Annotated in this window: 23 protein-coding genes; 11 read left to right on the top strand and 12 right to left on the bottom strand. The window is 69.5% G+C overall.

Annotated elements, in window-relative coordinates; translation table 11 throughout:
- From PMI01_RS01390 to PMI01_RS01380, 3 genes are all read left to right on the top strand, one after another.
- Positions 1 to 716, top strand: a 716-nt coding sequence (locus PMI01_RS01390) for a hypothetical protein (RefSeq protein WP_007661971.1), incomplete at its 5' end; no start/stop codon positions are given.
- On the top strand, positions 716 to 1600 hold the full coding sequence (locus tag PMI01_RS01385) for a hypothetical protein (RefSeq protein ID WP_007661970.1): 885 nt from the start codon (positions 716 to 718) through the stop codon (positions 1598 to 1600). The genes PMI01_RS01390 and PMI01_RS01385, both read left to right, overlap by 1 nt.
- Positions 1601 to 1703: 103 nt before the next feature.
- Positions 1704 to 2972, top strand: coding sequence for a multidrug effflux MFS transporter (locus PMI01_RS01380; protein WP_238536983.1), 1269 nt, complete (start codon positions 1704 to 1706; stop codon positions 2970 to 2972).
- Here the strand turns inward: PMI01_RS01380 and PMI01_RS01375 are convergent.
- From PMI01_RS01375 to PMI01_RS01365, 3 genes are all read right to left on the bottom strand, one after another.
- Complete coding sequence (locus PMI01_RS01375; RefSeq protein ID WP_007661968.1) at positions 2969 to 4600, bottom strand: cisplatin damage response ATP-dependent DNA ligase; 1632 nt, start codon at positions 4598 to 4600, stop codon at positions 2969 to 2971. The genes PMI01_RS01380 and PMI01_RS01375 overlap by 4 nt on opposite strands.
- Before the next feature lie 24 nt (positions 4601 to 4624).
- A complete protein-coding gene (locus tag PMI01_RS01370; RefSeq protein ID WP_007661967.1) occupies positions 4625 to 5512 on the bottom strand; it encodes a DUF4349 domain-containing protein in 888 nt (295 codons plus the stop codon).
- Between the two features lie 101 nt (positions 5513 to 5613).
- Positions 5614 to 6339, bottom strand: a complete 726-nt coding sequence (locus PMI01_RS01365; RefSeq protein ID WP_007661966.1) for a hypothetical protein — start codon at positions 6337 to 6339, stop codon at positions 5614 to 5616.
- Between the two features lie 96 nt (positions 6340 to 6435).
- Here PMI01_RS01365 and PMI01_RS01360 point away from each other — a divergent pair, with 96 nt between their 5' ends.
- Complete coding sequence (locus PMI01_RS01360; RefSeq protein WP_007661965.1) at positions 6436 to 6852, top strand: PaaI family thioesterase; 417 nt, start codon at positions 6436 to 6438, stop codon at positions 6850 to 6852.
- Positions 6853 to 6872: 20 nt separating this feature from the next.
- Here PMI01_RS01360 and PMI01_RS01355 read toward each other — a convergent pair whose 3' ends face one another.
- Entirely contained in the window at positions 6873 to 7880 is a 1008-nt protein-coding gene (locus PMI01_RS01355) for a ligase-associated DNA damage response exonuclease (protein WP_007661964.1), read from the bottom strand.
- Between the two features lie 54 nt (positions 7881 to 7934).
- On the opposite strand from PMI01_RS01355, the gene PMI01_RS01350 reads away from it, so the two are divergent.
- Both PMI01_RS01350 and PMI01_RS01345 read left to right on the top strand, forming a co-directional pair.
- Complete coding sequence (locus PMI01_RS01350; protein ID WP_157223643.1) at positions 7935 to 8417, top strand: PaaI family thioesterase; 483 nt, start codon at positions 7935 to 7937, stop codon at positions 8415 to 8417.
- A complete protein-coding gene (locus PMI01_RS01345; protein WP_007661962.1) occupies positions 8414 to 8833 on the top strand; it encodes a PaaI family thioesterase in 420 nt (139 codons plus the stop codon). Before PMI01_RS01350 ends, PMI01_RS01345 begins: the two co-directional genes overlap by 4 nt.
- Before the next feature lie 95 nt (positions 8834 to 8928).
- Here the strand turns inward: PMI01_RS01345 and PMI01_RS01340 are convergent, their stop codons facing one another.
- Both PMI01_RS01340 and PMI01_RS01335 read right to left on the bottom strand, forming a co-directional pair.
- Positions 8929 to 9885, bottom strand: coding sequence for a hypothetical protein (locus tag PMI01_RS01340; RefSeq protein WP_007661961.1), 957 nt, complete (start codon positions 9883 to 9885; stop codon positions 8929 to 8931).
- A gap of 488 nt (positions 9886 to 10373) precedes the next feature.
- The gene (locus PMI01_RS01335) at positions 10374 to 11303 is read right to left on the bottom strand and encodes a histone deacetylase family protein (RefSeq protein WP_007661959.1); all 930 of its coding nucleotides are present in this window, start codon (positions 11301 to 11303) and stop codon (positions 10374 to 10376) included.
- A gap of 79 nt (positions 11304 to 11382) precedes the next feature.
- Here PMI01_RS01335 and PMI01_RS01330 point away from each other — a divergent pair, with 79 nt between their 5' ends.
- Complete coding sequence (locus tag PMI01_RS01330) at positions 11383 to 12237, top strand: acyl-CoA thioesterase (RefSeq protein WP_007661957.1); 855 nt, start codon at positions 11383 to 11385, stop codon at positions 12235 to 12237.
- Positions 12238 to 12282: 45 nt separating this feature from the next.
- Here PMI01_RS01330 and rimM read toward each other — a convergent pair whose 3' ends face one another.
- From rimM to ffh, 3 genes are all read right to left on the bottom strand, one after another.
- Positions 12283 to 12855, bottom strand: coding sequence for a ribosome maturation factor RimM (gene rimM, locus PMI01_RS01325; RefSeq protein ID WP_007661955.1), 573 nt, complete (start codon positions 12853 to 12855; stop codon positions 12283 to 12285).
- Positions 12856 to 12921: 66 nt separating this feature from the next.
- Complete coding sequence (gene rpsP / locus PMI01_RS01320) at positions 12922 to 13458, bottom strand: 30S ribosomal protein S16 (protein WP_007661953.1); 537 nt, start codon at positions 13456 to 13458, stop codon at positions 12922 to 12924.
- A gap of 24 nt (positions 13459 to 13482) precedes the next feature.
- Positions 13483 to 15018, bottom strand: a complete 1536-nt coding sequence (gene ffh, locus PMI01_RS01315) for a signal recognition particle protein (RefSeq protein ID WP_007661952.1) — start codon at positions 15016 to 15018, stop codon at positions 13483 to 13485.
- A gap of 314 nt (positions 15019 to 15332) precedes the next feature.
- Between ffh and PMI01_RS01310 the strand changes: the two genes are divergently transcribed.
- On the top strand, positions 15333 to 15755 hold the full coding sequence (locus PMI01_RS01310) for a CVNH domain-containing protein (protein WP_007661950.1): 423 nt from the start codon (positions 15333 to 15335) through the stop codon (positions 15753 to 15755).
- A gap of 97 nt (positions 15756 to 15852) precedes the next feature.
- On the opposite strand, the gene PMI01_RS01305 is transcribed toward PMI01_RS01310, so the two are convergent.
- The 3 genes from PMI01_RS01305 to PMI01_RS01295 form a co-directional block, all read right to left on the bottom strand.
- Complete coding sequence (locus PMI01_RS01305) at positions 15853 to 16842, bottom strand: TraB/GumN family protein (RefSeq protein WP_007661948.1); 990 nt, start codon at positions 16840 to 16842, stop codon at positions 15853 to 15855.
- A 190-nt stretch (positions 16843 to 17032) separates the two neighbouring features.
- On the bottom strand, positions 17033 to 17425 hold the full coding sequence (locus PMI01_RS01300) for a VOC family protein (RefSeq protein WP_007661947.1): 393 nt from the start codon (positions 17423 to 17425) through the stop codon (positions 17033 to 17035).
- A gap of 13 nt (positions 17426 to 17438) precedes the next feature.
- Positions 17439 to 18377, bottom strand: a complete 939-nt coding sequence (locus PMI01_RS01295) for a hydrogen peroxide-inducible genes activator (protein WP_035033892.1) — start codon at positions 18375 to 18377, stop codon at positions 17439 to 17441.
- Positions 18378 to 18504: 127 nt separating this feature from the next.
- On the opposite strand from PMI01_RS01295, the gene ahpC reads away from it, so the two are divergent.
- From ahpC to PMI01_RS01280, 3 genes are all read left to right on the top strand, one after another.
- Positions 18505 to 19068: an alkyl hydroperoxide reductase subunit C gene (ahpC, locus tag PMI01_RS01290; protein WP_007661937.1), complete on the top strand. Its 564-nt coding sequence runs from the start codon at positions 18505 to 18507 to the stop codon at positions 19066 to 19068.
- A gap of 116 nt (positions 19069 to 19184) precedes the next feature.
- On the top strand, positions 19185 to 20768 hold the full coding sequence (ahpF, locus tag PMI01_RS01285) for an alkyl hydroperoxide reductase subunit F (RefSeq protein ID WP_007661935.1): 1584 nt from the start codon (positions 19185 to 19187) through the stop codon (positions 20766 to 20768).
- A gap of 245 nt (positions 20769 to 21013) precedes the next feature.
- Positions 21014 to 22402 (top strand): hypothetical protein, encoded by a 1389-nt coding sequence (locus PMI01_RS01280; RefSeq protein ID WP_007661933.1) that lies wholly within the window; start codon positions 21014 to 21016, stop codon positions 22400 to 22402.
- The last annotated feature ends 31 nt before the right edge of the window (positions 22403 to 22433 follow it).

The raw sequence follows: 22433 nt of genomic DNA, 5'->3' as shown, positions 1-22433 counted from the left end.
GCGGTGCGTCGGACAGGGCGGGCCCCATCCTCGTCTTCGCTGTCGGGCTGATCTTTCAGTCGGGCCATTTCGAATACAGCCCTCTGCGCCAGGATTTTCGCCGGCGCACCGATCTGCTGGAGGATCTGCGCGGTGATCGCCAGAAGGCCTTTTCCGAGGCCTTCGACGCGATCGACAAGCGTTTCAGCAGCGTCGCCAACCCCGTGTTGGAATTGGGCTGGGCGCATTACCGCAGCCAGCTGACGTCCACCGACGACGGCCGGCTGGCGGCGGCGATCCACGCGGCCGACGCCTTCGACCATTCCGACGCGCCGGCCCGAACCTTGGAATGGTGGGCCAATATCATGGTCGCCATCGGCCTGGTCATCACCTTCATGGGCATCGTCGCGGCGCTGACCGAAGCCACCTCGGCCATGGGCCCCGGCGGCGGCGCGGCGATGCAGGGCGCCCTGGTCAACCTGCTGACCATCGCCGCCACCAAGTTCTGGACCTCGATCGCCGGGGTTCTGGCCTCGATCATCCTGCGCCTGGCCGCGCGCCGGCGTCGCCATGTGATCGAGGGGCTGGAGGCCCATTTCTTCGCCCTGCTTGACGCCTGTGTCCGCTTCGCGCCGCCCGAGAAGGTGATGCTGGAGCAACTGGCCACCCTGGCCCGGATCGAGGCGGCCCTGAGCCGCACTTCGGCGCCGGCCCTGCCGCGGACGGGCGTGGCCTGATGCGCCGCAAGCGCGGCCGCACGGTCGATGTCGAGGAGGGCGAGAGCTACTACGTGTCGATGACCGACATGATGGTCGGGGTGATCTTCATCTTCATCATCATGCTCAGCTACTTCGCCTTCGAGTTTCGCTCGGCCACCACCAGGCTGACCAGCGCCAAGCAGCCGGAAACGGCCGCCCTGTTGCAGACCGCCGCCAACCTGACGCGGCGCCAGGCCGACCTGGAGGTCGACTACCAGGCGCGGGTGCTGTGCGTGCCGGAAACGGTGCTCAGCGAGACTGGCGGCGGGGCCGCGGGCGAGCGCCGCTGCTTCTCCTTCGCGCCGCCGTCCAAGGTTCCGACCCAGAGCGTGTCGACCGCGGACGCCCAGCGGCTGCTGATGGACCAGCTCGAGGCCGACCTGCGCGACGCCGGCGCGCCGATCAACGGCGACCCCTCGAACGGAACCCTGGCCTTCAAGGCCGACCAGCTGTTCCTGGCCGGTTCGGCCACCCTGTCGCCGGACGGCCAACGGATCGCCGGGCAGGTCGCCCAGACCCTGGCGCGGCGCCTGCCCTGCCTGGGCTATGGCGCGCCGGCCGGGACCGGCTGCGAGGCCGGCGGATCCAAGCTGGCGATGGTCAATGTGGTCAGCCAGACCAATCTCGACGCCTTCACGCCCGAAGGGCAACGGGCCGCCAGCCTGGCCCTGCAACGCGCCGCCGCCTTCCACCAGGGCCTGACCGCCGCCCAGCCCCTGCTGGCGGCCCTGCGCAACGCCCCGGTCGGCCAGGCGGGCTCCCAGCCCCTGCTGCGGGTGGCCAGCGTCGGCCAGTCGCAGGAGGCGGCCTCGAAGGTCGGCGACGACCAAACGGTCAGCATCCAGTTCCTGATGGGGACCTAGAACCGACACGGCGTTTGGCGCACGCGCGACGGCCGCCTATATGGCGGCCATCGCGTCTCGCGCCCGCCGGCGCTTCGGCGTTTCCGGCCAGCGAAAGAGCGTCATGTCCTCCACTTCAGCCGTCGCCCGTCCCGGACCCCATCCCGGCATGGGTTTCGGCCAGTTCGTCGCCCTGATCGCGGCGATGATGGCCACCAACGCCCTGGCCATCGACTCGATGCTGCCGGCCATGCCGCAGATCGGCGACGCCCTGGGCGTGGCGACCGACAACGAGCGGCAGTGGATCCTGACCGCCTATCTGCTGGGCTTCGGCGCGGCCCAGATCGTCTATGGTTCGCTGGCCGACCGTTTCGGACGCAAGCCGGTGCTGCTGGTCGGCCTGGCGATCTATGTGGTGTTCGCCGCCGCCTGCGCCTTCGCCACCTCGTTCGAGATGCTGCTGACCGCCCGCGCCCTGTGCGGGGTCGGGGCGGCGGCGACGCGGGTGCTGTCGGTGTCGATCGTCCGCGACTGCTACAGCGGCCGGCAGATGGCCCGGGTGATGTCGCTGTCGTTCATCGTCTTCCTGGGCGTGCCGATCATCGCGCCGTCGGTGGGCCAGGCCATCCTGCTGGTCGCGCCCTGGCCGTGGGTGTTCGGCGTCCTGTCGATCTTCGGCCTGGCGGTGATCGTCTGGTCGGCGGTCAAGCTGCCCGAGACCCTGCATCCCGAGGACCGCGTGCCCCTGACGCCCGCCCCGGTGCTGGCGGCCTTCAGGGAGTGCCTGACCAACCGCGTGGCCGTCGGCTACACGATCGCTTCCACCCTGGTGCTGGGCGGGCTGTTCGGCTTCCTCAACTCGGCCCAGCAGGTGTTCGTCGACGTGCTGGGGGCGGGCAAGGCGTTCCCCCTGATCTTCGCGGGGATCGCCGGGGGCATCGCCGTCGCGTCGCTGATCAACGCCCGCATCGTCGACAGGCTGGGCATGCGGCTGGTCTCGCACACCGCCCTGGTCGGCTACATCGCCTTCGCGGTGGTCCACGCCCTGGTGGCCCTGAGCGGCCACGAGACGCTGTGGACCTTCTCGCTGCTGCAGGCGGGGATGATGTTCTGCTTTGGCCTGGTGATGTCGAACTTCGGCTCGATCGCCATGGAGCCGCTGGGCCACCTGGCCGGCACCGCGGCCTCGGTGCAGGGCTTCATCACCACCATCGGCGGGGCGCTGTTCGGCTTCTGGATCGGCCAGCTGTTCGACGGCACGACCGTGCCCCTGACCCTGGGCTTCGCCGGCTTCGGCGTCGCCGGCCTGCTGGCCGTGCTGGCCACCGAGAAGGGCCGGATGTTCCATGCCGGAGCCGGCCCGGTGGCGGAGGGCGCGGGCCTGGGCCACTAGCCGTCCAGCATCCGCTCCAGGGTCGCCAGCTCGTCGGCCTCGCGTGACGGCTTGTCCCAGCGGATGCGGTTGATGCGCGGAAAGCGCATGGCCACGCCGGACTTGTGCCGGGTCGAGCGCTGCAGTCCCTCGAACGCCACCTCGAACACCAGGCCGAAGTCCCCGTCGGCGCGCACCGACCGCACCGGGCCGAAGCGCTCGACGGTGTGGTCGCGGACGAACCTGTCGATCCGCTTCAGCTCCTCGTCGGTGAAGCCGAAATAGGCCTTGCCGACCGGGGTCAGGCGCCGGCCTCCGGTTTCATCTTCCTGCCAGACGCCGAAGGTGTAGTCGGAATAGAAGCTGGACCGCTTGCCGTGGCCGCGCTGGGCGTACATCAGCACCGCGTCGATCAGGCGCGGGTCGCGCTTCCACTTGAACCATGGCCCCTTGGGGCGGCCGGGTTCGTAGACGCTGTCCCAGCGCTTGAGCATCAGTCCCTCGGCGACGGCGGGATCGCCTTCGGGGGGCTGGGCGCGCAGGGCGGCCAGGTCCTCCCAGGCGGTGAAGGGCTGGATCGGCGACAGGTCGATGCGCGGGCTGGCGGCCCCCCCAGTCGGAATTTGGGCGACGAAGGCTTCCAGCCGTTGGCGGCGCTCGGCGAAGGGCAGGCCGCGCAGGTCGGTCTCGCCGTCCAGCAACAGGTCGTAGGCGCGGATCCCGGCCGGGAAGGCCGACAGCTGCCTGGCGTCGACGGTCTTGCGGTTCAGCCGCTGTTGCAGGTCGCCGAAACTGGCCACCGCGCCGTCGCGCATGACCAGCAGCTCGCCGTCGATCGCGCCTTCGAAGGTCAGGGCGTCCAGCACGTCGGGAAAGGTCGCCGAGATGTCGTCACCGGTACGGGTGTAGAGCCGTCTCGTACCGCGCTCGCTGACCGCCTGGACGCGGATGCCGTCCCATTTCCACTCGGCGGCGTAATCGGCCGGGTCGAGCCTGGCGAAATCCGCCGCCTCGTCGATGGCCTGGGCCAGCATCACCGGCCGGAAGCGCCCCGGCGCGTCGGGCGAGGGCTGCGCCGAGCGCCCCTCCAGCCAGGCGAACAGGTCGCCATAGGGCGGGGTCATGGCGTGCCAGACCTCCTCGACCTGGCCGATCTCGACCCCGCCGAAGTCGGCGCAGGCCTGCTTGGCCAGGCGCGCCGACACGCCGACCCGCAGGCCGCCGGTCATCAGCTTCAGTAGCGCCCAGCGACCGTCGGGGTCCAGGGCGTCGAGCCAGCCCTCGATCAGCCGCTGGACCTCGGTCCGCGAGGCGGCGCGCAGGGCCTCGACCACCTCCGACAGGTCCGGCTCGCGGTTGGCGCCGGGCCTGGCCGGCCAGACCAGGGCGACGGTCTCGGCCAGGTCGCCGACATAGTCGTAGGACCAGGCGAACAGCTGGGCGTCCATCCGCGCTTCGACCGCCTTGCGGATGAAGGCCGGCTTGGCGGCGCTGAACGACAGGGCCCCGGTCAGGGCGGCCAGCACCCAGCCGCGCTCGGGGTCGGGGGTCTCGCGCAGGAAATCCTTGATCAGGGTGAGCTTGGCGTTGCGCGCGCTCGTCAGGGACAGCCGGTCGAGAAGATGGGCGAAGGCGCGCATGGTCGCCATTCAACGCGCGAGAGGCGCTTGGTGCTAGTCCGGGGTTTTCGGAGGTTTGCGACCCAGGCGGGGCAGACGCTTGCGCAGCGCCCAGATCAGCAGACCGAGCACCAGAATCCAGGGCGCGGCCCAGGCGATGAACAGCACCAGGCCGGCCAAAGACCGGGCCAGGATCGCGCCGACATCGGCGAAGGCCTGGGCCAGGGGCGCCCAGGCGCCGGTGGGCCGCGTCACCGCGCCGGATTCGTAGTTCAAGGTCAGGGCCGAGGTCGCCACCCGGGTCTTCATCACGGCCAAGGTGGACACGGCGGAGTCAATTTCGCCCTGCACGCGCGCCAGTTCGCGTTCGACTTCCAGCAGTTCGGCCAGTTTGCCCGGGCGTTCGGCCAGCAGCTTTTGCAGGCGATCGCGCAGGGCGGTCTGGGCGCGCAGCCGGGCCTCGCCGTCGACGATGGAGCGGGTCAGGTCCTCGCTGGTGACCTGGGAAGCGGTGACCCGCCCGCCGGCCGCCTTGGCGTCGGCGTCCAGGCCGCCGCGCAGCTTGGCGATCCAGGCCGGCGAGGCGCGCAGCGACAGCATCGCCGTCGTCACGCCGCCGTCCGCGCCGCTGCGATTGGAGCCGATCACCTGGCAGGCGGCGGGTCCGGCCGCGACGCAGGCCTGCTGGTGAGCGTCCATCAGCGCCTTGATCCGTCCGGACGGGGCCCAGATGGTGTCGGTATAGTCATAGGCGATCATCGGCCCGGAGGGTGTGGACGGCGCGTCCTGGGTCACCGGCGCCGTTGAGCTGCTGGCCGCCTTGGCCACGGCAGGCGGCGCCTCCATCATGACGGCCGCGTCGGAATAGTTCTCGGCCGGCGCGTTCATGCGGCTGCAGCCGGCCAGGACGACGCTCATGATCACCAGAGTGACAGCACGCATGACGGTTCCACCCTTACGGTTCCTGAGGCCACGCTAGCAGGTCGTGCGTCTCGCGCCAGCAGAAAATTGACAGGTGTAATCTTGGTGTTCGCGCGGCCGACTCAGGACGCCCGGGTCTCGTCCAGCTGGCCCAGGATCATGATCTTCTGCCAGATCTTGCGGCCGAGGTCGGAGGTCAGGGTCTCGATGTCGTTGACGGCGGCGATCACCACCGGGTCGCTGCTCTCGCCGGCATAGAGCGCCGCCAGCTTGGCGGTCAGGGCCAGCATCTCGGCGCAGTAGTCGAGATAGCGGGCCAGCTCGAAGCGGTTCATCTCGCGAACCGGCGACGAGGCGGTGCGCGGGCCCAGCACCAGGGTCGGGTCCTTGGTCAGCTGGTGCATGTCAATGACGTGGGCGAACGACCGCAGTTCGTGCAGGGCCTTCTGCACGCGCGAGCGCTTCCAGCGCGCTTCCAGCGACACGAAGAACCAGATGGCCGCGCCCGACAGCAGCACCAGATTGACCGCCGGCTCCAGTCCCTGGGCCAGGCTGAGGGTGCTGGCGCCGCGCAGGCTGGCCAGCCAGTCGAGCCGGGCGATCAGCGCCGTCTCCAGCCCGACCGCGCCGACGACGATCGCCGCCACCAGGGCGCGCAGGCCCAGATAGGGCCGCGACAGCCGCCGGGCGCGCTGGGCCGTGACCCGGGCGGTGGCGGTGAGCTGGCCGCAGACCTCGGCCAGGCCCGAGGCCGGGAATCGCTCGGCGACCCGGGCGCGCAGGTGATCGAGGGTCTCGACCACCTTGTCGTCGTCGAGCTTCAACGCGCCGTTCGATCGCCTGGCCATGCCGCTCCCCCGTTCGTGGCGAACGCTAGCATGGGCTTCTCCCTTGCGGTCAATTCAAACATCTGTTTGAATTGACTTGCCCGGAGAGGACGGACCATGACCTTCCAACCGCCGACCCCCTTCGCGCCCCACACGCGCCGGAGCCCGCTGACCACGCCGTGGGAGCCGATCTATGCCGACGTCCGCGAAGATCGCTGGGTGCTGGCCGTGGAGGTGCGCGAACCGCACACCAATTCCCGGGGAAACCCGCACGGCGGCCTGATCGCCGCCCTGGCCGACAACGCCATGGGCCTGTCCTGCGGCGTGCGCCTGAAGCGCGAGGGCATCGCGTATGGCGGCTTCATCACCGTCTCGCTCGGCGTCGACTATCTGAGCGCGGCGAAGCTGGGCCAATGGCTGGAGTTCGACACCGACTTCATCAAGCCCGGCAAGAGCCTGTGCTTCGCCGAGGCCACGGTGCGGGCCGACGGCAAGCCGGTGGCGCGGGCCCGGGCGACGTTCAAGGTGGTGTGAGGGGGTTTCGCTGATCCTACTCACTCCCCCTCGTCCTCGTCATACCCCACCAGCCGCAAGGCCCGCGCCGGTATCCCCTCCAGCTCGCACCAGCGCGCCAGGGCCTCCTCGCGACCGTGGGTGATCCACACCTCGCCGGGCCGCAGTTCGCCCAGGGTGGCGGTCAGCTCGTCCCAGTCGGCATGGTCGGAGATGATCAGCGGCAGTTCCACGCCGCGCTGCCGCGCCCTGGCCCGCACCCGCATCCAGCCGCTGGCGAAGCAGTCGACGGGGTCGGGGAAGCGCCGCGACCAGCGGTCGGCCAGGGCCGAGGGCGGGGCGACGACGATCGCGCCCGCGAAGTCCTTCTTCGTCCCGGCGGTCGCGGGCGCCAGAGGTCCCAGGTCGACGCCATGGCGCTCGTACAGCCGGTTCAGCCGCTCCATCGCCCCGTGCACGTGGATCGTCCTGTCCCAGCCGGCCTCGCGCAGCAGCCTGATCACCCGCTGGGCCTTGCCCAGGGCGTAGGCCCCGACGATGTGCGAGCGCTCGGGGAACTGTTCGACCGATTTCAGCAGGGCGGCGATCTCGCCGGCGTCGTCGGGGTGGCGGAAGACCGGCAGGCCGAAGGTGGCCTCGGTCACGAACACGTCGCAGGGCACGGGCTCGAAGGCCGCGCAGGTCGGGTCGCGGCGGCGCTTGTAGTCGCCCGACACCACGATGGTCATGCCCTTCCAGCGCACCACCACCTGGGCCGAGCCCAGCACGTGGCCGGCCGGGACCAGGGAGACCTCGACGCCATCGCGGGTGAAGCTTTCGCCATAGGTGAGGGGCGTGCGCCGGCCGGCGAAGTCCTCGCCGTAGCGCTCGGCCATGATCGCCAGGGTCTCCGGCGTCGCCGCCACGCCGCCATGGCCGGCCCGCGCGTGGTCGGCGTGGCCATGGGTGATCACCGCCCGGTCCACGGGGCGATTGGGGTCGATGTAGAAGTCCCCGGGCGGGCAATAGAGACCGCCGGGCTTCGGACAGAGCAGGTCTTGCGGTTTCATCACGGTGGATATGGCGACACGGCTGGCTATAAACCTATCCCCATGAGCCACGATATCAGCAGCGACGAACAGCATCGCCTCATCGCCAACACCATGAACGAGGGCAGTCCGCAGGCGCGGGCCCTGGGGTTCCAGACCCTGGAGATCGGCAATGCGGTCGCCATCCTCAAGGTCCCCTACCGACCGGAGATCGTCGGCGACCCCGAGACGGGGGTGATCGCCGGCGGGGTGGTCACCACCCTGCTCGACCACGCCAGCGGCCAGGCGGTGCACGCGGCGCTGAGCGAATGGACCTCGATCGCCACGCTCGACCTGCGGATCGACTACATGCGGCCGGCGCAGCCGGGGCGCGACGTGCTGGCCCGGGCCCATTGCTACAAGGTGACCCGCTCGGTGGCCTTCGTCCGGGCCGTGGCCTATGAGGACGACCCCGACGACCCGGTCGCCGCCGCCCAGGCCGCCTTCATGCTCGACTCCAGCGCCGGCAAGAAGCCGGGCGCCAACTTCAAGCCGCCGCGCAAGGGGGACAAGGCATGAGCGACGCCGACAACCGCCTGACCGCCATGCTGTCGTCGATCCCCTATGCCCGCTTCATCGGCATGCGGGCCGAGCTGGCCGGCGACGAGATGACCGCCATCCTGCCGTTCTCCGACCACATCGTCGGCAATCCCATGCTGCCGGCCATCCATGGCGGAGTGCTGGGCGCCTTCATGGAGATGACCGCCCTGGCCCAGCTGTCGGTGGCCGAGCCGCTGAAGCGCCAGCCGCGCACCATCGACGTGTCGATCGAGTACCTGCGCTCGGGCCGTCCGCTGACCACCTTCGCCCGGGCCCAGATCAAGAAGGTCGGCCGCCGGATCGCCAACGTCCATGTCGAGGCCTGGCAGGAACAGCGCGCCATGCCGATCGCCGCCCTGCGCGGCCACTTCCTGCTGACGTCGGCGGAAGACTAGAAGCGTTTTCGAGCGAAGTGGCTTCCGGTTCGCGTGAAGAAAATGCGCCAAAGCAAAAATCTAGAGACGCGGCCTGATGCAATCAGGTCGGGGCTCTAGAGCGGCAGCTTGGCGTCGCCGAGGGTGACGCCGGCGAAGACACCTTCGGTCTGCAGGTCGGCGATCCTGTCCTTCACCGTCTTGCGGCGGCCGTCATAGTCCTTGTTGCCGCTGCCGATCAGCGACAGGGCGGTCAGCTGGTCGGCCAGGGTCGGCTGGGCGAGCGCCGCGCGGATCGCGTCCGGGCCGCCCCGGCCCTGGTGGCGGATGTCCGACACCCAGATGGCCAGCCGGGGATCCTTGCCCTTCAGCTTGAAGGTGGTCGCCGCGGCGGCGATCTTGCCCTTCATGATCCCGAAGGCGACGCGGATCGAGGCCTCCACCGCCTTGGGGTCGTTCAACAGCCAGTGCATCAGCTTGGCCGCGTTCGTGGCCTCGGTCGGCCCCGCCTCCAGGGTGTTGGGATTCAGGAAGGTCATGAAGGTGAACAGCTGGTCCTCAACCTTGCCGTTGGGGCGGTGCACCGCCGTGATGGCCTCGAGCGAGAAGGTGCTGGCGCCGTCGGTCCGCTGGACCTTGCCGTTCTTCAGCGACAGGTCGGGGAAGTAGCTGGCCGCGGTCGGCAGGGTCAGCAGTTCGCGGAACAGCAGGATCAGGTTGTCGCCCGGGGTGTGGGCGGCCAGCTGGTAGAAGCCGAAGGTGAAGCGGGCCCGGTCATAGGTGTTGAACAGCAGGTGATGCCCGCCGGACTCCGCGACCACGGTCGGCCAGATGAAATGCGCCCAGGGGCCCAGGAAGGCCTCCGACGCATGGCGATCGTAGCGGAGGGCCGGGATCTCGTTCAGGACCCGGGTCTGGTAGAGGCCCTTGTGCGGTCCGTCGCCGTCGGAGAACGACACGGTCTGGGCGACGACGAACGGCGCGTCCGCCGATCCCTTCCGCTGGGCTTTCCACCGCGTGCCGGTCTTCTGCGCGGGTCCGTCCGTGGTGATGTCGAAAGTGATGCCGGGCATGGTCGCCTCCCCCAAAGTCCCCGCGCGACGCTAATCGCGATGGCTTGAGGATGGCAAGCTATAAGGGCGTATCCTGGACAACTATCGCAAAGGTCGTGGTTGGCGGGTGACGTTTTTCGCCCGAGCCCCCGCTGGCGGCCGTCGGTTGGTGAGATGCGGGAGTGGAAGGAGATAAATGCCCTGAAACTGGCCAATAATGACTACATTACACCAATGTAATGCGATGTTTCCGAGATAACGTTTCTTAAAAACGCTTCATGACGCAAAGGTAACGGGTGTTCATCATCCCGCGGGCCTATACCCCTGATCACCGGACGCGGACGGCGCGCCGGACCAACAGGGAACCAAGACAATGACCTTCACCACCAACAGCTTCGCCGGTTTCGCCAGCCTGGTTCTGGCCCTTCTGCCCCTCGTCGTGATCGCCGGCTCCATCTCCACGAGCTTCTGAGTGATCGCCGCGTAGCTTCACCGGGATCGCGTCCCCTTCAGGCTCTCAGAGCCTCGCGGGCCGCCCGGTGGAGCAAGGCGTGACGATGCGCCAATCGATCGATGTCGGCGTCGTATCCGCCGCCGATCACCCCCGCCACGGGGATCTCCCTTTCCAGACATGAGCCCAGGACGAACGCCTCGCGCCGCGCGAGCCCCTCGTCGCTCAAACTCAGACGCCCCAGCCGGTCGTCCGCGTGCGGATCGACCCCGGCGTTGAAGAACACCAGATCGGGCGCCACGCGCGCCAGCAACTCCGGCAGGACGCCGGACAGCGCCTTCAGATAAGCCTCGTCGCCCATGCCGTCCGGCAGGTCGATGTCCAGGTCGCTGACCGCCTTGCGGGCCGGGAAGTTCTTCTCGGCGTGCATCGAGAAGGTGAAGACCGACGGGTCGCCCTCGAAGATCCGCGCCGTGCCGTCGCCCTGGTGGACGTCGAGGTCGACGACCAGCACCTGGCGCACCGCGCCCTCGGCCTGCAGTCGCCGCGCCGCCACCGCCACGTCGTTGAACACGCAGAAGCCGGCTCCAGTGTCGGCCTGGGCGTGGTGGCTGCCGCCGGCGGTGTTGCAGGCGATTCCGTGCTCCAGGGCCAGGCGCGCGGCCGCCAAGGTGCCGCCGGTCGCGGCTCTCGCCCGGGCGGCGACCGACTCGGTGTTGGGCATGCCGATGCGGCGCACGACGTCGGCGGGCAGGCTCAGCTCGACGACCCCGCGCACATAGGCCGCGTCGTGGACGAGAAGCAGGCTGTCCAGGTCGATCGGCTCGGGGCGGATGAAACCGTCCGGACCGGCGACGCCCTCGGCTTCCAGCACGGCGGCCAGGCGCGAGAACTTGTCCATCGGAAAGCGGTGGCCGGCCGGCATCTCGGCGCGGAAGGCGGGGTGGTGGACGATCGGCGGAAAGGGCGGCGGATAGGGCGTGGCCATCGCGCAACGATGGGGAGCGCATCGCCCTGACGCAAGGTCGCGACTTGCCCCGCCGCCCGCTGGCGCTTAACGAACCGCCATGCGCACGCCCGAAAACCTCGCCGACATCCTCGCCCTCGAAGCCATCGAGGTGAACCTGTTCCGTGGGATCAGCCCCAATGACGGCTTCCCTCGCATCTTTGGCGGCCTGGTCATCGCCCAGGCGCTGATGGCGGCCTACCGGACCGTGCCCGAACGGGTCTGCCACTCGCTGCACGCCTATTTCATCCGGCCCGGCGATGTGAACGCCCCGGTGCTCTACGAGGTCGAGCGGGCCCGCGACGGCGGCACCTTCACCACCCGCCGGGTGGCGGCGATCCAGCACGGCGAGCAGATCTTCAATCTGGCCTGCTCGTTCCAGACCCCGGAGGAAGGCCTGGAGCACCAGGCGCCGATGCCGTCGGCCGTCGATCCGGAATCCCTGCCGACCGAGGCGGAGTACCTGCGCTCGCTGGGCGAGGACGTGCACCCCCGGTTCGTGAAGATGGCCGAATATCCGCGGCCGATCGACCTGCGCTGGGTCGATCCGCAGCACCCGACCAAGCCGACGCCGAAGTCCTCGACCAAGGAGGTCTGGATGCGGGCCAAGGCCCCGCTCGGCGACGACGTGCGCCTGCAGCAGGCCGCCCTGGCCTACGCCTCGGACATGGCCTTCATGGAAAGCGCCTTGCGGCCGCACGGCCTGATCTGGACCACGCCCGGCCTGCAGGCCGCCAGCCTGGACCACGCCATGTGGTTCCACCATCCGTTCAACTTCAACGACTGGACCCTGTTCGCCCAGGACAGCCCCTCGGCCTCGCAGGGCCGCGGCCTGGTGCGCGGCCAGATGTTCAGCCGCGACGGCCAGCTGGTGGCGTCGGTGGCGCAGGAATGCCTGATGCGGGTGCGGAAGTAGGTATTGTTTCTTCCCTCCCCCTTGTGGGGAGGGACAAGATTCTCGTCAGTCGTAGTGCCGTTCGGCGTCGTCTTCGTCTTCCGCCGGACCTTCCGGCTCGCCGACCATCGCCGGCGGATCGGCCAGCACCACGCCGTCGGCGATCTTCACTTCCGGCACGGCGGCGCGGGTGAAGGGCAGGTACCAGGTCTGGCCGCCCAGGGCCGGTTCGATCTCGAGCAGGTCGTCGGCGCCGAAGTTCTGGACGCTCTTGATCTTGCCCAGCAGCTCGTCGGTGGTGACATGGCGCACCGGCAGGCCGATCAGGTCGGCCAGGTAGAACTCGTCCTCGTCCGGCTCGGGCAGGGCGGCGCGGGGGACATAGAGGCGCAGGCCACGCAGGGCGTCGGCGGCCTCCTTGGTGTCGACCCCGGCGCAGCGGGCGACGACGCCGTCCTTGACCACGCGGGCCGTCGTCACCGTCAGGGCCGGCGAGCCGTCCTGGCGGGTCAGGGCCTTGAACCGGGTCAGGGTCAGGGGGTCTTCGGTATAGGTGGAAATTCGCAGCTCGCCGCGCACGCCGAAGGCGCCGGCGACGCGGCCGACGAGGATCAGGCTCTGGGCGGGGGGCTGGGTCATGCGGAGCGCGCGAAAGAAAACGCCGTCGCCAGGCGGTGAGGCCCGGCGACGGCGCTTCCGAAAGCCCTAGCCTTCGGTGGTTTCTTCCGAAGCCGGGGCTTCTTCAGCGGCCGGAGCCTCTTCGGCGGCCGGGGCTTCCTCGGCGACGACTTCCGGCTCGGGAGCCGGAGCGGCGGCGGCTTCAGCCGCAGCAGCGGCGGCCGCTTCGGCGGCGGCGGCGGCAGCGGCCTTGGCGTCTTCCTTGGCCTGGGCTTCGGCGGCCACGCGGTCGGCGTCGCGCTGGGTGCGCTCGGCGTCACGTTCCTGGGCCTTCTTGCCCGGCTTGCCCTTCTCGGGGTTGTTGCCGTGCGTCCACTGGACCAAGCCGGCGGTCGCCAGGAAGCGCGCGACGCGGTCGGTCGGCTGGGCGCCCTTCTTGAGCCAGGCTTCGATGGACTCGACCTTCAGGGTCACGCGCGAGGCGTCGTCCTTCTTGAGCAGCGGGTTGTAGGTGCCGACCTTCTCGATGAAGCGGCCGTCGCGGGGCGAGTGGCTGTCGGCGACGACGATCGAGTAGTAGGGGCGCTTCTTGGCGCCGCCACGGGCGAGACGGATCTTCAGCATATCGGTAGTCCTTGGTTCTGAGTTCTATTTCTTGAACGGGTTGAAGCCGGGGGGCAGGCCGCCCAGACCGGACAGGAGGTTGGGCTTGGCGTCGCCGCCGCCCCCGGATCCCGGAAGACCGGGGAGCCCCGGAAGGCCGCCGAGGCCCCCCGCGGAATTCTGGTCGGGCTGGGCGACCTTGCCGCCGCCCATCGCCTTGAGCTTGGCCATGTCGCCGCCGCCGAGCATGCCGGCCATCCGGGCCATGCTCTTGCCGCCGTCCTTGCTCATGGCCTTGAACATGTCGGCCATCTGGCGGTGCTGCTTGAGCAGGCGGTTGACCTCGGCCACGTCGACCCCGGCCCCGGCGGCGATGCGGCGCTTGCGCGAGGCGGCCAGGATGTCGGGCTTCTTGCGCTCCAGCTTGGTCATCGAGCCGATGATCGCCTGCTGGCGGCGGAACACGCTGTCGTCGACGCCGCTCTCGGCGATCTGCTTCTTGACCTTCTGCACGCCGGGCAGCAGGCCCATGATGCCTTGCATGCCGCCCATCTTCTGCATCTGCGAGAGCTGGGCCGCCAGGTCGTTGAGGTCGAACTGGCCCTTGGCCAGCTTCTTGGCCATGCGCTCGGCTTCGGCATGGTCGAGGTCCTGGGCGGCCTTCTCGACCAGGGCGACGACGTCACCCTGTCCCAGGATGCGGCCAGCCACGCGGCGGGCGTCGAACACGTCCAGCGCGTCGACCTTCTCGCCGGCCCCGAGGAACTTGATCGGCAGGCCGGTGACGTGGCGCATCGACAGCGCCGCGCCGCCGCGGCCGTCGCCGTCGGCGCGGGTCAGGATCAGGCCGGTCAGCGGCAGGCGCTCGTGGAAGGCTTTCGCCGTGCGCACCGCGTCCTGGCCGGTCAGGCTGTCGGCGACCAGGATGGTCTCGGACGGCGTGGCGATGCGGGCGATTTCCGCCGCCTCGCTCATCATCGCCTCGTCCAGGGTGGTGCGGCCGGCGGTGTCGAGGATCAGGACGTCGTAGCCGCCCAGCTTGGCGGCGGTCAGGGCGCGGCGGGCGATGTCGGCGGCGCTCTGGCCGGCGACGATCGGCAGGCTCTCGACCTCGACCTGTTTGGCCAGCATGGCCAGCTGTTCCATGGCGGCGGGCCGGCGGGTGTCGAGCGAGGCGACCAGCACCTTCTTGCGCTCGACCTTGTTCAGCCGCAGGGCCAGCTTGCCGGTGGTGGTGGTCTTGCCCGAGCCCTGCAGGCCGGCCATCAGGATCACCGACGGCGGGTTCAGCGCCAGGTTCAGGCTGGTGGGGACCTCGCCGCCCAGCATGTCGACCAGGCCGTCATAGACGATCTTGACCACCTGGTCGGCCGGCTTCACGGACCGGATCACCGCTTCGCCCGAAGCGGCTTCCTTGGCCTTGGTGATGAAGTCCTTGACCACCGGCAGGGCGACGTCGGCCTCGAGCAGGGCGACGCGGACCTCGCGCAGCGCCTCGTCGATGTCCTTTTCGGACAGCACACCGCGACCGCCGAGACGGTCGAAGACGCTGGAGAGCCGCTCTGTAAGGCCGTCGAACATGTCGAACCCTGAACCGAAACCAAGACCCAAACGCGATCAGCCCCCATGGACGATCACGTCGATGGGGGTCCTCACCGGCCTCGTCCGGATGGATCCTGCGCTAGCAGGCCGGGGTCGTGACGGTAGAGGCGCTGCTGATGAAGCGCCGGAAGCGCGCGCTTATGCACGCAAAGGGGCGGAGAGTCAAAATACCCAGCCGGGATGGAGCTGGATGGCGGTTGTCGGTGCGTGTTGTGACTCTTATAGGTTGTGTTAAATTCCAACAGCGCGTCATGCGCGTAGCCGCAGAAGCGGTCAACAAAAGGGAGGCATTGATGTCCAAGTTGTTCAATCTGGCCGGAGCAGCGGCCATGGTCCTGGCGGGTCTCGGTTCCGCCGTGGTGCTGGGCGCCGCGGCGCCGGCGGCGGCGGCCAGCGGCTTCCAGAACACCTGTTCCAACTTTACCTTCGCCTATAACGCCGCCAGCCAGGCGGTGCTGAACGCCATGTGCCTGCGGGCCGACGGTTCGGCCAACGGCACGTCGCTGACCCTGACGGGCATCGGCAACAACAACGGCAACCTGGTGCAGAGCGGCGGGGCCAGCACCTTCCAGAAGAGCTGCGGCAACATCCAGGTCACCGCCAACGCCCAGGGCGCCACCCTGTCGGCCCTGTGCCGCAACTCCGGCGGCGGCAGCAACGCCACCAGCCTGCCGCTGAACAACATCGGCAACAACAACGGCAATCTGACCTACTGAGCCTCGGGGCCGGAGCGTCCTTCATCCCCGGGGGCGCTCCGGTTTCACACACGTGGGGACAGGCCCATGGGCCTGTCCCCAGCCGGGGAACCGATCATCAGCTGGCCGGCGAGGTCACCTGGGCGCCCGAGGCCTTCAGGCGGTCGAGCACGCCGTTGGCCGGCAGCAGGAAGGCCAGATCCACGACCGCGATCGTCACGCCGGGGCGGTCGAGGGCCTCGTTCAAGGCGGCGGCCGACTGGCCGATCTGCTCGGCCAGCAGGCCCGCGCCGCCGGGGGCGCGCAGCAGGCAGCGCTGGGCGGCGGAGGTCGAATAGCGGGCCCGCACGCTGGCCAGGTCACCGTTGGCCCAGTCGGTCCCGATGTCGGTGGGATGCTCGCCGTCATATTCCAGCTCGGTCAGGGTGTCGCGCAGGCAGGCCAGGTTGGCCTCGTCCGACAGCTTGCCGGCGCTGGCCAGCACCGGACCCAGGCGATACTGGCTCATCGCCTTGACCTTGACGCCCTTGGCCTTGGCCATGCGCTCGACGGTGCTGACCGGCTTGGCCTCGGACAGGCCGGCGGCCTGGCGGAAGTCCGACAGCAGGATGAAGCCCGCCACGGCCGGCTTCCAGTCCTTGTACGGAACGGCCGTGCGCTGGGCGCGCTCGCGGGCGCTGACGAACCGGGCCAGCAGGTCCGGCGGCAGGCGGTTTTCCAGCTTCTTGCCGATGCCCTGGCGCACGCCGCCGCCGCCGGTCAGCACGAACTTGGTGATCTGCAGCGGGCCGACCGAGGCCTCGGGCGGCACCAGCACCAGGCTGGCCTCGCCCAGGGCGCGGTCGAGCCGGGGGCTGTCCCATTTCAGCTGGTGGGGCAGGGGCGGGGCCGAGCCGAGGACATAGAGCTTAGCGCCGCCCTTCTCGACCAGCCACAGGGCCGGGCCGGGCGGCCGGGCGACCACCAACAGCTCCTCGACCACGGCGCTGCCGGGATCGGCGGGGAACAGCTCGACGGTCTGGGGCGGGGCGGGAGGCGTGGCCTGGGCGTGGGCGGCGGAGGCCAGGGCCAGGGCGGCGACGGTGCTCAACGCCAACAGAGATCGCATCGTCGGGAGGTCCTCGCCTGCTTCGCCTTGCAACAATAGGTGGCCATGGGTCGTGGCGAAAGCGCGGCGGCGATCGCCGAAAACACCCTGGAGCGTTTCCCGACCTGATGGCATCAGGCCGGGCGCTCTAGCCTTTTGTCTTGGCGCGTTTTCTTCACGCGAACCGGTATCCACTTCGCTCGAAAACGCTTTAGGCGCGCAGCTCCAGGCCGTTGCCTTCGGGGTCGGACAGGTAGAGCGAGACCGCCTCGCCCGTCGAGCCATAGCGTAGGCCCACGTCGCCGACCTTGACGCCCTGGGCCTCGAGATGGGCGCGAACCGCCTCGACTTCGAAATCGATGACCCGCAGGCAGAGGTGATCCATGTTGCGGCCCCCCTCGCCGGGCCCCGCCCCGCCCGCCCGGCCCAGTCGGCCGGCCACGTCGACGAGGTCGATCAGTTGGGCCCCCGCCCGCAATTGCAGCAGGCCGATCTCGTCCTGCCGGCGCTCGACCGCGCAGCCCAGGACCTCGACATAGAAGCGCTCCATCACCGCCGGGTCGAGGACGCGCAGGACGACGTGGTCGATGCCGAGGAGACGCATGGTCGAGACCTTTCTAGTGGCGGGAGGACAGGGCGGCGGGCGGCAGGTCGCGCAGGGTTTGCGCCAGAAGCCGTCCCTCGGCGCTCCGGCTGGAGCCGTTGCGCCAGGCGACCACGATCTCGCGGCTGGAATGGGCGGAGTCCAGCGGGCGGATGGTCACCGGCGCGTTCTGGGTCAGGCCGGCCGCCACCGCCATCGACGGCAGGAACGACACGCCCAGGCCCGAGCCGATCATCTGCACCAGGGTGGGCAGCGAGGTGGCCGCGAAACTCTCCTCCTCGCCGATCCCCATGCCGCCATGACGGGGCGGCGGCTCCAGCCCGCAGGCGGCCAGGGCGTGGTCACGCAGGCAGTGGCCGTCTTCCAGCAGGATCATGTCGTCGCCGCGCAGGCTCTCGGGATCGACCCGCTCGAAGGCCGCCATGCGGTGGTTGGCGGGCGCGGCGGCCAGCAGTTCGTCGTCCTCGACATGGGCCCAGTCCAGGCCGGTCATGTCGTAGGGCAGGGCGATCAGGGCCGCGTCCAGGGCGCCCGACTTCAGCGAGGCGATCAGCCGGTGGGTCAGGTCCTCGCGCAGATAGAGCCGCAGCTTGGGGAAGCGGTCGCGCAGCACCGGCAGGGCGCGCGGCAGCAGATAGGGGGCGACGGTGGGGATCACCCCCAGGCGGAAGCGCCCGGCCAGGGGCTGGCCCGCGCCGCGCGCCGCCTGCACCAGGTCCTCGGCCTGGGCCAGGATCGCCTCGGCCCGGCGCACGGCCTCCTGGCCGGCGGCGGTCAGGATCACGCCCGAGCGGGCCCGGTCGACCACCGGCGCGCCGAGAATCTTCTCCAGTTCCTGGATCCCGGCCGACAGGGTGGGCTGGGTGACGTGGCAGGCCTCGGCCGCCCGGCTGAACGAGCCGTGCTCGGACAAGAGCTTCAGATACTGCAGCTGGCGCAGGGTGGGGAGCATGGGTTCCATATAAGAACCGCCGACAGCGTGTCCATAGATCGACCCTATCGCCGACCATAAATTAATCGATTGGCCCTATCTCGATCCGCTCCGTATGGATGCTCCCGCAATTCAGCAGGAGCACTCCATGTCCTTGATCAACACCGCCATCAAACCCTTCACGGCCGAAGCCCTCAAGAACGGCAAGTTCATCACCGTCAGCGACGCCGACCTGAAGGGCAAGTGGTCGGTCGTGTTCTTCTACCCGGCCGACTTCACGTTCGTCTGCCCGACGGAACTGGAAGACCTGGCTGACAATTACGCCGAATTCCAGAAGCTCGGCGTCGAGATCTATTCGGTGTCGACCGACACCCACTTCGCCCACAAGGCCTGGCACGACACCTCGGAAGCCGTCGGCAAGATCCAGTACACCATGGTCGGCGACCCGACCGGCACGATCAGCCGCAACTTCGACGTGATGATCGAGGAAGTCGGCCTGGCCGACCGCGGCACCTTCGTGATCGATCCGGACGGCAAGATCCAGATCGTCGAGATCACCGCCGGCGGCATCGGCCGCGACGCCCTCGAACTGCTGCGCAAGGTCAAGGCCGCCCAGTACGTCGCCGCCCACCCCGGCGAAGTCTGCCCCGCCAAGTGGGAAGAAGGCGAAAAGACCCTGAAGCCGTCGCTGGAACTGGTCGGCAAGATCTAGTCCGGCCCGCGTTCCCCCGGTTTCGCCAGCCCGCGAAGCCGGGGGAACGCACCCCCCTTTGAAATTCGCGCCGCCCTCCTCCCCGTTCGAGGCGACGCCACGCATTGGAGCACGTCATGTTGGACGCCGACCTGAAGGACCAGCTGAAGGCCTATCTGGGCCATCTGCGCCAGCCGATCACGCTGGTCGCCGCGCTCGACGACGGTCCCAAGTCCCGCGAAATGCTCGACCTGCTGGAAGACGTCGTCGCCGCCTCGGACAAGGTCAGCCTGTCGCGCCGCGCCGACGCCCGCACGCCGTCCTTCGCCATCGAGCGCGAAACGGGAGACGCCAGCGTCCGCTTCGCCGGCCTGCCCCTGGGCCACGAGTTCACCTCGCTGGTGCTGGCCCTGCTGCATGTCGGCGGCCACCCGCCGAAGTTCGACGCCGAGGTGCTCGACCAGGTCCGCGCCCTGGAGGGCGAGTTCCGCTTCGAGACCTATTTCTCGCAGAGCTGCCAGAACTGCCCCGACGTGGTGCAGGCGCTCAACACCATGGCCGCCCTGAACCCCAACATCACCCACGTCGCCATCGACGGGGCCCTGTTCCAGCAAGAGGTCGAGCAGCGCCAGGTCATGGCCGTGCCGACTGTGCTGCTGAACGGCCAGCCGTTCGGCCAGGGCCGGATGAGCCTGGAGCAGATCCTGGCCAAGCTCGACACCGGCGCCGCGGCCCGCGAGGCCGAGAAGATCAAGACCAAGGACGCCTTCGATGTCCTGGTGGTCGGCGGTGGCCCGGCCGGCGCGGCCTCGGCGATCTACGCGGCCCGCAAGGGCATTCGCGTCGGCGTCGCGGCCGAACGGTTCGGCGGCCAGGTGCTCGACACCATGGGCATCGAGAACTTCATCTCGGTGTCGCACACCGAAGGCCCCAGGCTGGCCATGGCCTTGGAGCAGCACGTCAAGGACTATGACGTCGACATCATGAACCTGCAGAAGGCGGTCGGCCTGGTCCCCGCCAGGACGCCGGGCGGCCTGATCGAGGTCAAGCTGGAGAACGGCGCCAGCCTGAAGTCGCGGACGGTGGTCCTGGCCACCGGCGCCCGCTGGCGGCATATCAACGTCCCCGGCGAGGACGAATACCGCAACAAGGGCGTGGCCTATTGCCCGCACTGCGACGGCCCGCTGTTCAAGGGCAAGCGCGTGGCGGTGATCGGCGGCGGCAACAGCGGCGTCGAGGCGGCCATCGACCTGGCCGGCATCGTCGCCCACGTGACCCTGATCGAGTTCGACAGCGAGCTGCGGGCCGACGCCGTCCTGCAACGCAAGCTGGCCAGCCTGCCCAACGTCCGCATCGTCACCTCGGCCCTGACCACCGAGGTGCATGGCGACGGGACCAAGGTCAACGGCCTGACCTACAAGGACCGCAACCACGACCAGGTTCACCGCGTCGACCTGGAAGGCGTGTTCGTGCAGATCGGCCTGGTGCCCAACACCGAGTGGCTGAAGGACAGCGTCGCCCTGACCCAGCGCGGCGAGATCGAGGTCGACCATCGCGGCGAGACCTCGCTGCCCGGCGTGTTCGCCGCCGGCGACGCGACCACGACGCCCTACAAGCAGATCGTCATCGCCATGGGCGAGGGCTCCAAGGCGGCGCTGTCGGCCTTCGACTACCTGATCCGCCTCGAGCCCGCCGTTCCGGAGCAATCGGCCGCCGCCTAGGGTTGATTAAGCCCTCATCGACGCCGTTTCGAAGCCGTCGCGTCCGCCTTTCGGGGCCGGCGCGGCGGCTTTCGTGCGTTTGGCGATGCGTCAATGCGCCTCTCGCCATCCGCGCGATCTTGACCTCGACATCAAACTTGGGCGCAGGCTACTCTGTTAACGAATGGGCAAATGATTCTGCGTGGTCGAGGGGCCGAATCGGCGCGATGGGCGTCGGTTCCGCAGGTCGTTAAAGGGTGGGCAAGATGAGGCTGCTGTCGAAGGGCGATCGCAACACCAAGGGCGGCGTCAAGCCGGTGATGCTGGCCGCCGAGAACGACCGTCCGGAGGCGCTTGAAGGCGTCGACCGCCTGGTCGAGGCCACCCAGGCCATCGGCGTCCGCTATGAAACCATCCATGGCGGCCTGGACAGCATCAGCCGCGTGGTCGAGCACCTGCGGGCCATCGAGCCGCTGCTGTCGGAAATCCGCGGCCCGGTCGCCGAGGAGTTCGAAGCCCGCCGCAGCGAGCACGCCGAGCTGATCTCGCTGCGCGCCGCCTTCGACCAGACCGCGCGCCAACTGGCCGCCGTCCAGGCCGAGGAGCGCGAGCTTTCCGCCAAGCTGGCGGCGTCCGACGCCGCCCTGACCGAATCCGACGCCCGCCGCCAGGCGCTGGACGTCGCCCTGGAAGACGGGGCCCTGGAAATCGACCGCCTGCGCAACGGCCTGCAGCAGTCCGACCTCAAGGTCGGCGGCCTGGAAGCCGCCCTGCGCGACGCCACCGCGCGTGGCGAGCACCTGTCCCAGGACGTCGAGACCCTGCGCGTCCAGACCCAGGACATCGACACCCGCCGCGGCGAGGCCGAGGCCTCGCTGGCCCGCGCCAACCAGCAGGCCTCCCTGCAGGTCGAGGAACTGGCCACCCTGAAGAAGCGGCTCGACCAGGCCGGTTCGGACGTGGCCCGCCTGTCGCGCATCGAGACCGAGCTGGAAGCCCAGGTGGCCGGCGAACGCGCCCGCCTGCTGGCCTCCGACAACGCCCTGGCCACCTTCCAGGCCGACAGCGCCCGCGTCATCCGCGGCCTCGAGGCCCAGGTCGAGGCCGGCCGCACCGAGGTGTCGGCCTTGCAGACCCGCCTGGAGACCGCGACCGGCCGCGCCGACAAGCTGGAAGAGATGAACGGCCAGATCTCGGCCAAGCTCAACGAGTCCAGCGCCCAGCAGCAGGCCGTCGAACGCCGGGCCGGCGACCTCAACGTCGCCCTGGAGCGCGCCCTGGAACGGGTTCGCAACCTGGAGGACGAGGTCGAGGACCTGCGCGCCCGCCACGCCGGGGTCGATACGGCCCGCGCCGCGGCCATCGAACGCGCCGACCAGCTGGCCAAGATGGTCGGGACCCACGAGAAGGCGCTCAAGCGCGCCGAGGAACGGGCCGGCCAGCTGCGCACCCGCTTCGAGACCCTGCAGGCGTCCGAGGACGAGACCCGCCGCGGCCACGACGACAAGGTCGCCGAACTGCAGGCCGAGATCGAACGGATCCGCTCCGAGGCCGCCTTGGCCGAAGGCGCCCTGGAATCGGCCCGCCGCGACCGCTCGCGCCTGCAGATGGCCTTGCTGGGCGCCACCAGCGACGACCTGGCGGCGGCGGGCTAAACCCCCCGTCCAGTCTGGCGAATGCATCAAT

The sequence above is a fragment of the Caulobacter sp. AP07 genome, from assembly GCF_000281955.1.
GTDB lineage: Bacteria > Pseudomonadota > Alphaproteobacteria > Caulobacterales > Caulobacteraceae > Caulobacter.
Note: the sequence above shows the minus strand (reverse complement) of the source record. Positions and strands in the feature narration are given on the sequence as shown.

Bases quoted from the DNA above. Each gene is read 5' to 3' on its own strand.
- PMI01_RS01385 (WP_007661970.1), top strand. From the start codon at position 716: ATGCGCCGCAAGCGCGGCCGCACGGTCGATGTCGAGGAGGGCGAGAGC.
- PMI01_RS01380 (WP_238536983.1), top strand. From the start codon at position 1,704: ATGTCCTCCACTTCAGCCGTCGCCCGTCCCGGACCCCATCCCGGCATG.
- PMI01_RS01375 (WP_007661968.1), bottom strand. From the start codon at position 4,600: ATGGCGACCATGCGCGCCTTCGCCCATCTTCTCGACCGGCTGTCCCTG.
- PMI01_RS01370 (WP_007661967.1), bottom strand. From the start codon at position 5,512: ATGCGTGCTGTCACTCTGGTGATCATGAGCGTCGTCCTGGCCGGCTGC.
- PMI01_RS01365 (WP_007661966.1), bottom strand. From the start codon at position 6,339: ATGGCCAGGCGATCGAACGGCGCGTTGAAGCTCGACGACGACAAGGTG.
- PMI01_RS01360 (WP_007661965.1), top strand. From the start codon at position 6,436: ATGACCTTCCAACCGCCGACCCCCTTCGCGCCCCACACGCGCCGGAGC.
- PMI01_RS01355 (WP_007661964.1), bottom strand. From the start codon at position 7,880: ATGAAACCGCAAGACCTGCTCTGTCCGAAGCCCGGCGGTCTCTATTGC.
- PMI01_RS01345 (WP_007661962.1), top strand. From the start codon at position 8,414: ATGAGCGACGCCGACAACCGCCTGACCGCCATGCTGTCGTCGATCCCC.
- PMI01_RS01340 (WP_007661961.1), bottom strand. From the start codon at position 9,885: ATGCCCGGCATCACTTTCGACATCACCACGGACGGACCCGCGCAGAAG.
- PMI01_RS01335 (WP_007661959.1), bottom strand. From the start codon at position 11,303: ATGGCCACGCCCTATCCGCCGCCCTTTCCGCCGATCGTCCACCACCCC.
- PMI01_RS01330 (WP_007661957.1), top strand. From the start codon at position 11,383: ATGCGCACGCCCGAAAACCTCGCCGACATCCTCGCCCTCGAAGCCATC.
- rimM (WP_007661955.1), bottom strand. From the start codon at position 12,855: ATGACCCAGCCCCCCGCCCAGAGCCTGATCCTCGTCGGCCGCGTCGCC.
- rpsP (WP_007661953.1), bottom strand. From the start codon at position 13,458: ATGCTGAAGATCCGTCTCGCCCGTGGCGGCGCCAAGAAGCGCCCCTAC.
- ffh (WP_007661952.1), bottom strand. From the start codon at position 15,018: ATGTTCGACGGCCTTACAGAGCGGCTCTCCAGCGTCTTCGACCGTCTC.
- PMI01_RS01310 (WP_007661950.1), top strand. From the start codon at position 15,333: ATGTCCAAGTTGTTCAATCTGGCCGGAGCAGCGGCCATGGTCCTGGCG.
- PMI01_RS01305 (WP_007661948.1), bottom strand. From the start codon at position 16,842: ATGCGATCTCTGTTGGCGTTGAGCACCGTCGCCGCCCTGGCCCTGGCC.
- PMI01_RS01300 (WP_007661947.1), bottom strand. From the start codon at position 17,425: ATGCGTCTCCTCGGCATCGACCACGTCGTCCTGCGCGTCCTCGACCCG.
- PMI01_RS01295 (WP_035033892.1), bottom strand. From the start codon at position 18,377: ATGCTCCCCACCCTGCGCCAGCTGCAGTATCTGAAGCTCTTGTCCGAG.
- ahpC (WP_007661937.1), top strand. From the start codon at position 18,505: ATGTCCTTGATCAACACCGCCATCAAACCCTTCACGGCCGAAGCCCTC.
- ahpF (WP_007661935.1), top strand. From the start codon at position 19,185: ATGTTGGACGCCGACCTGAAGGACCAGCTGAAGGCCTATCTGGGCCAT.
- PMI01_RS01280 (WP_007661933.1), top strand. From the start codon at position 21,014: ATGAGGCTGCTGTCGAAGGGCGATCGCAACACCAAGGGCGGCGTCAAG.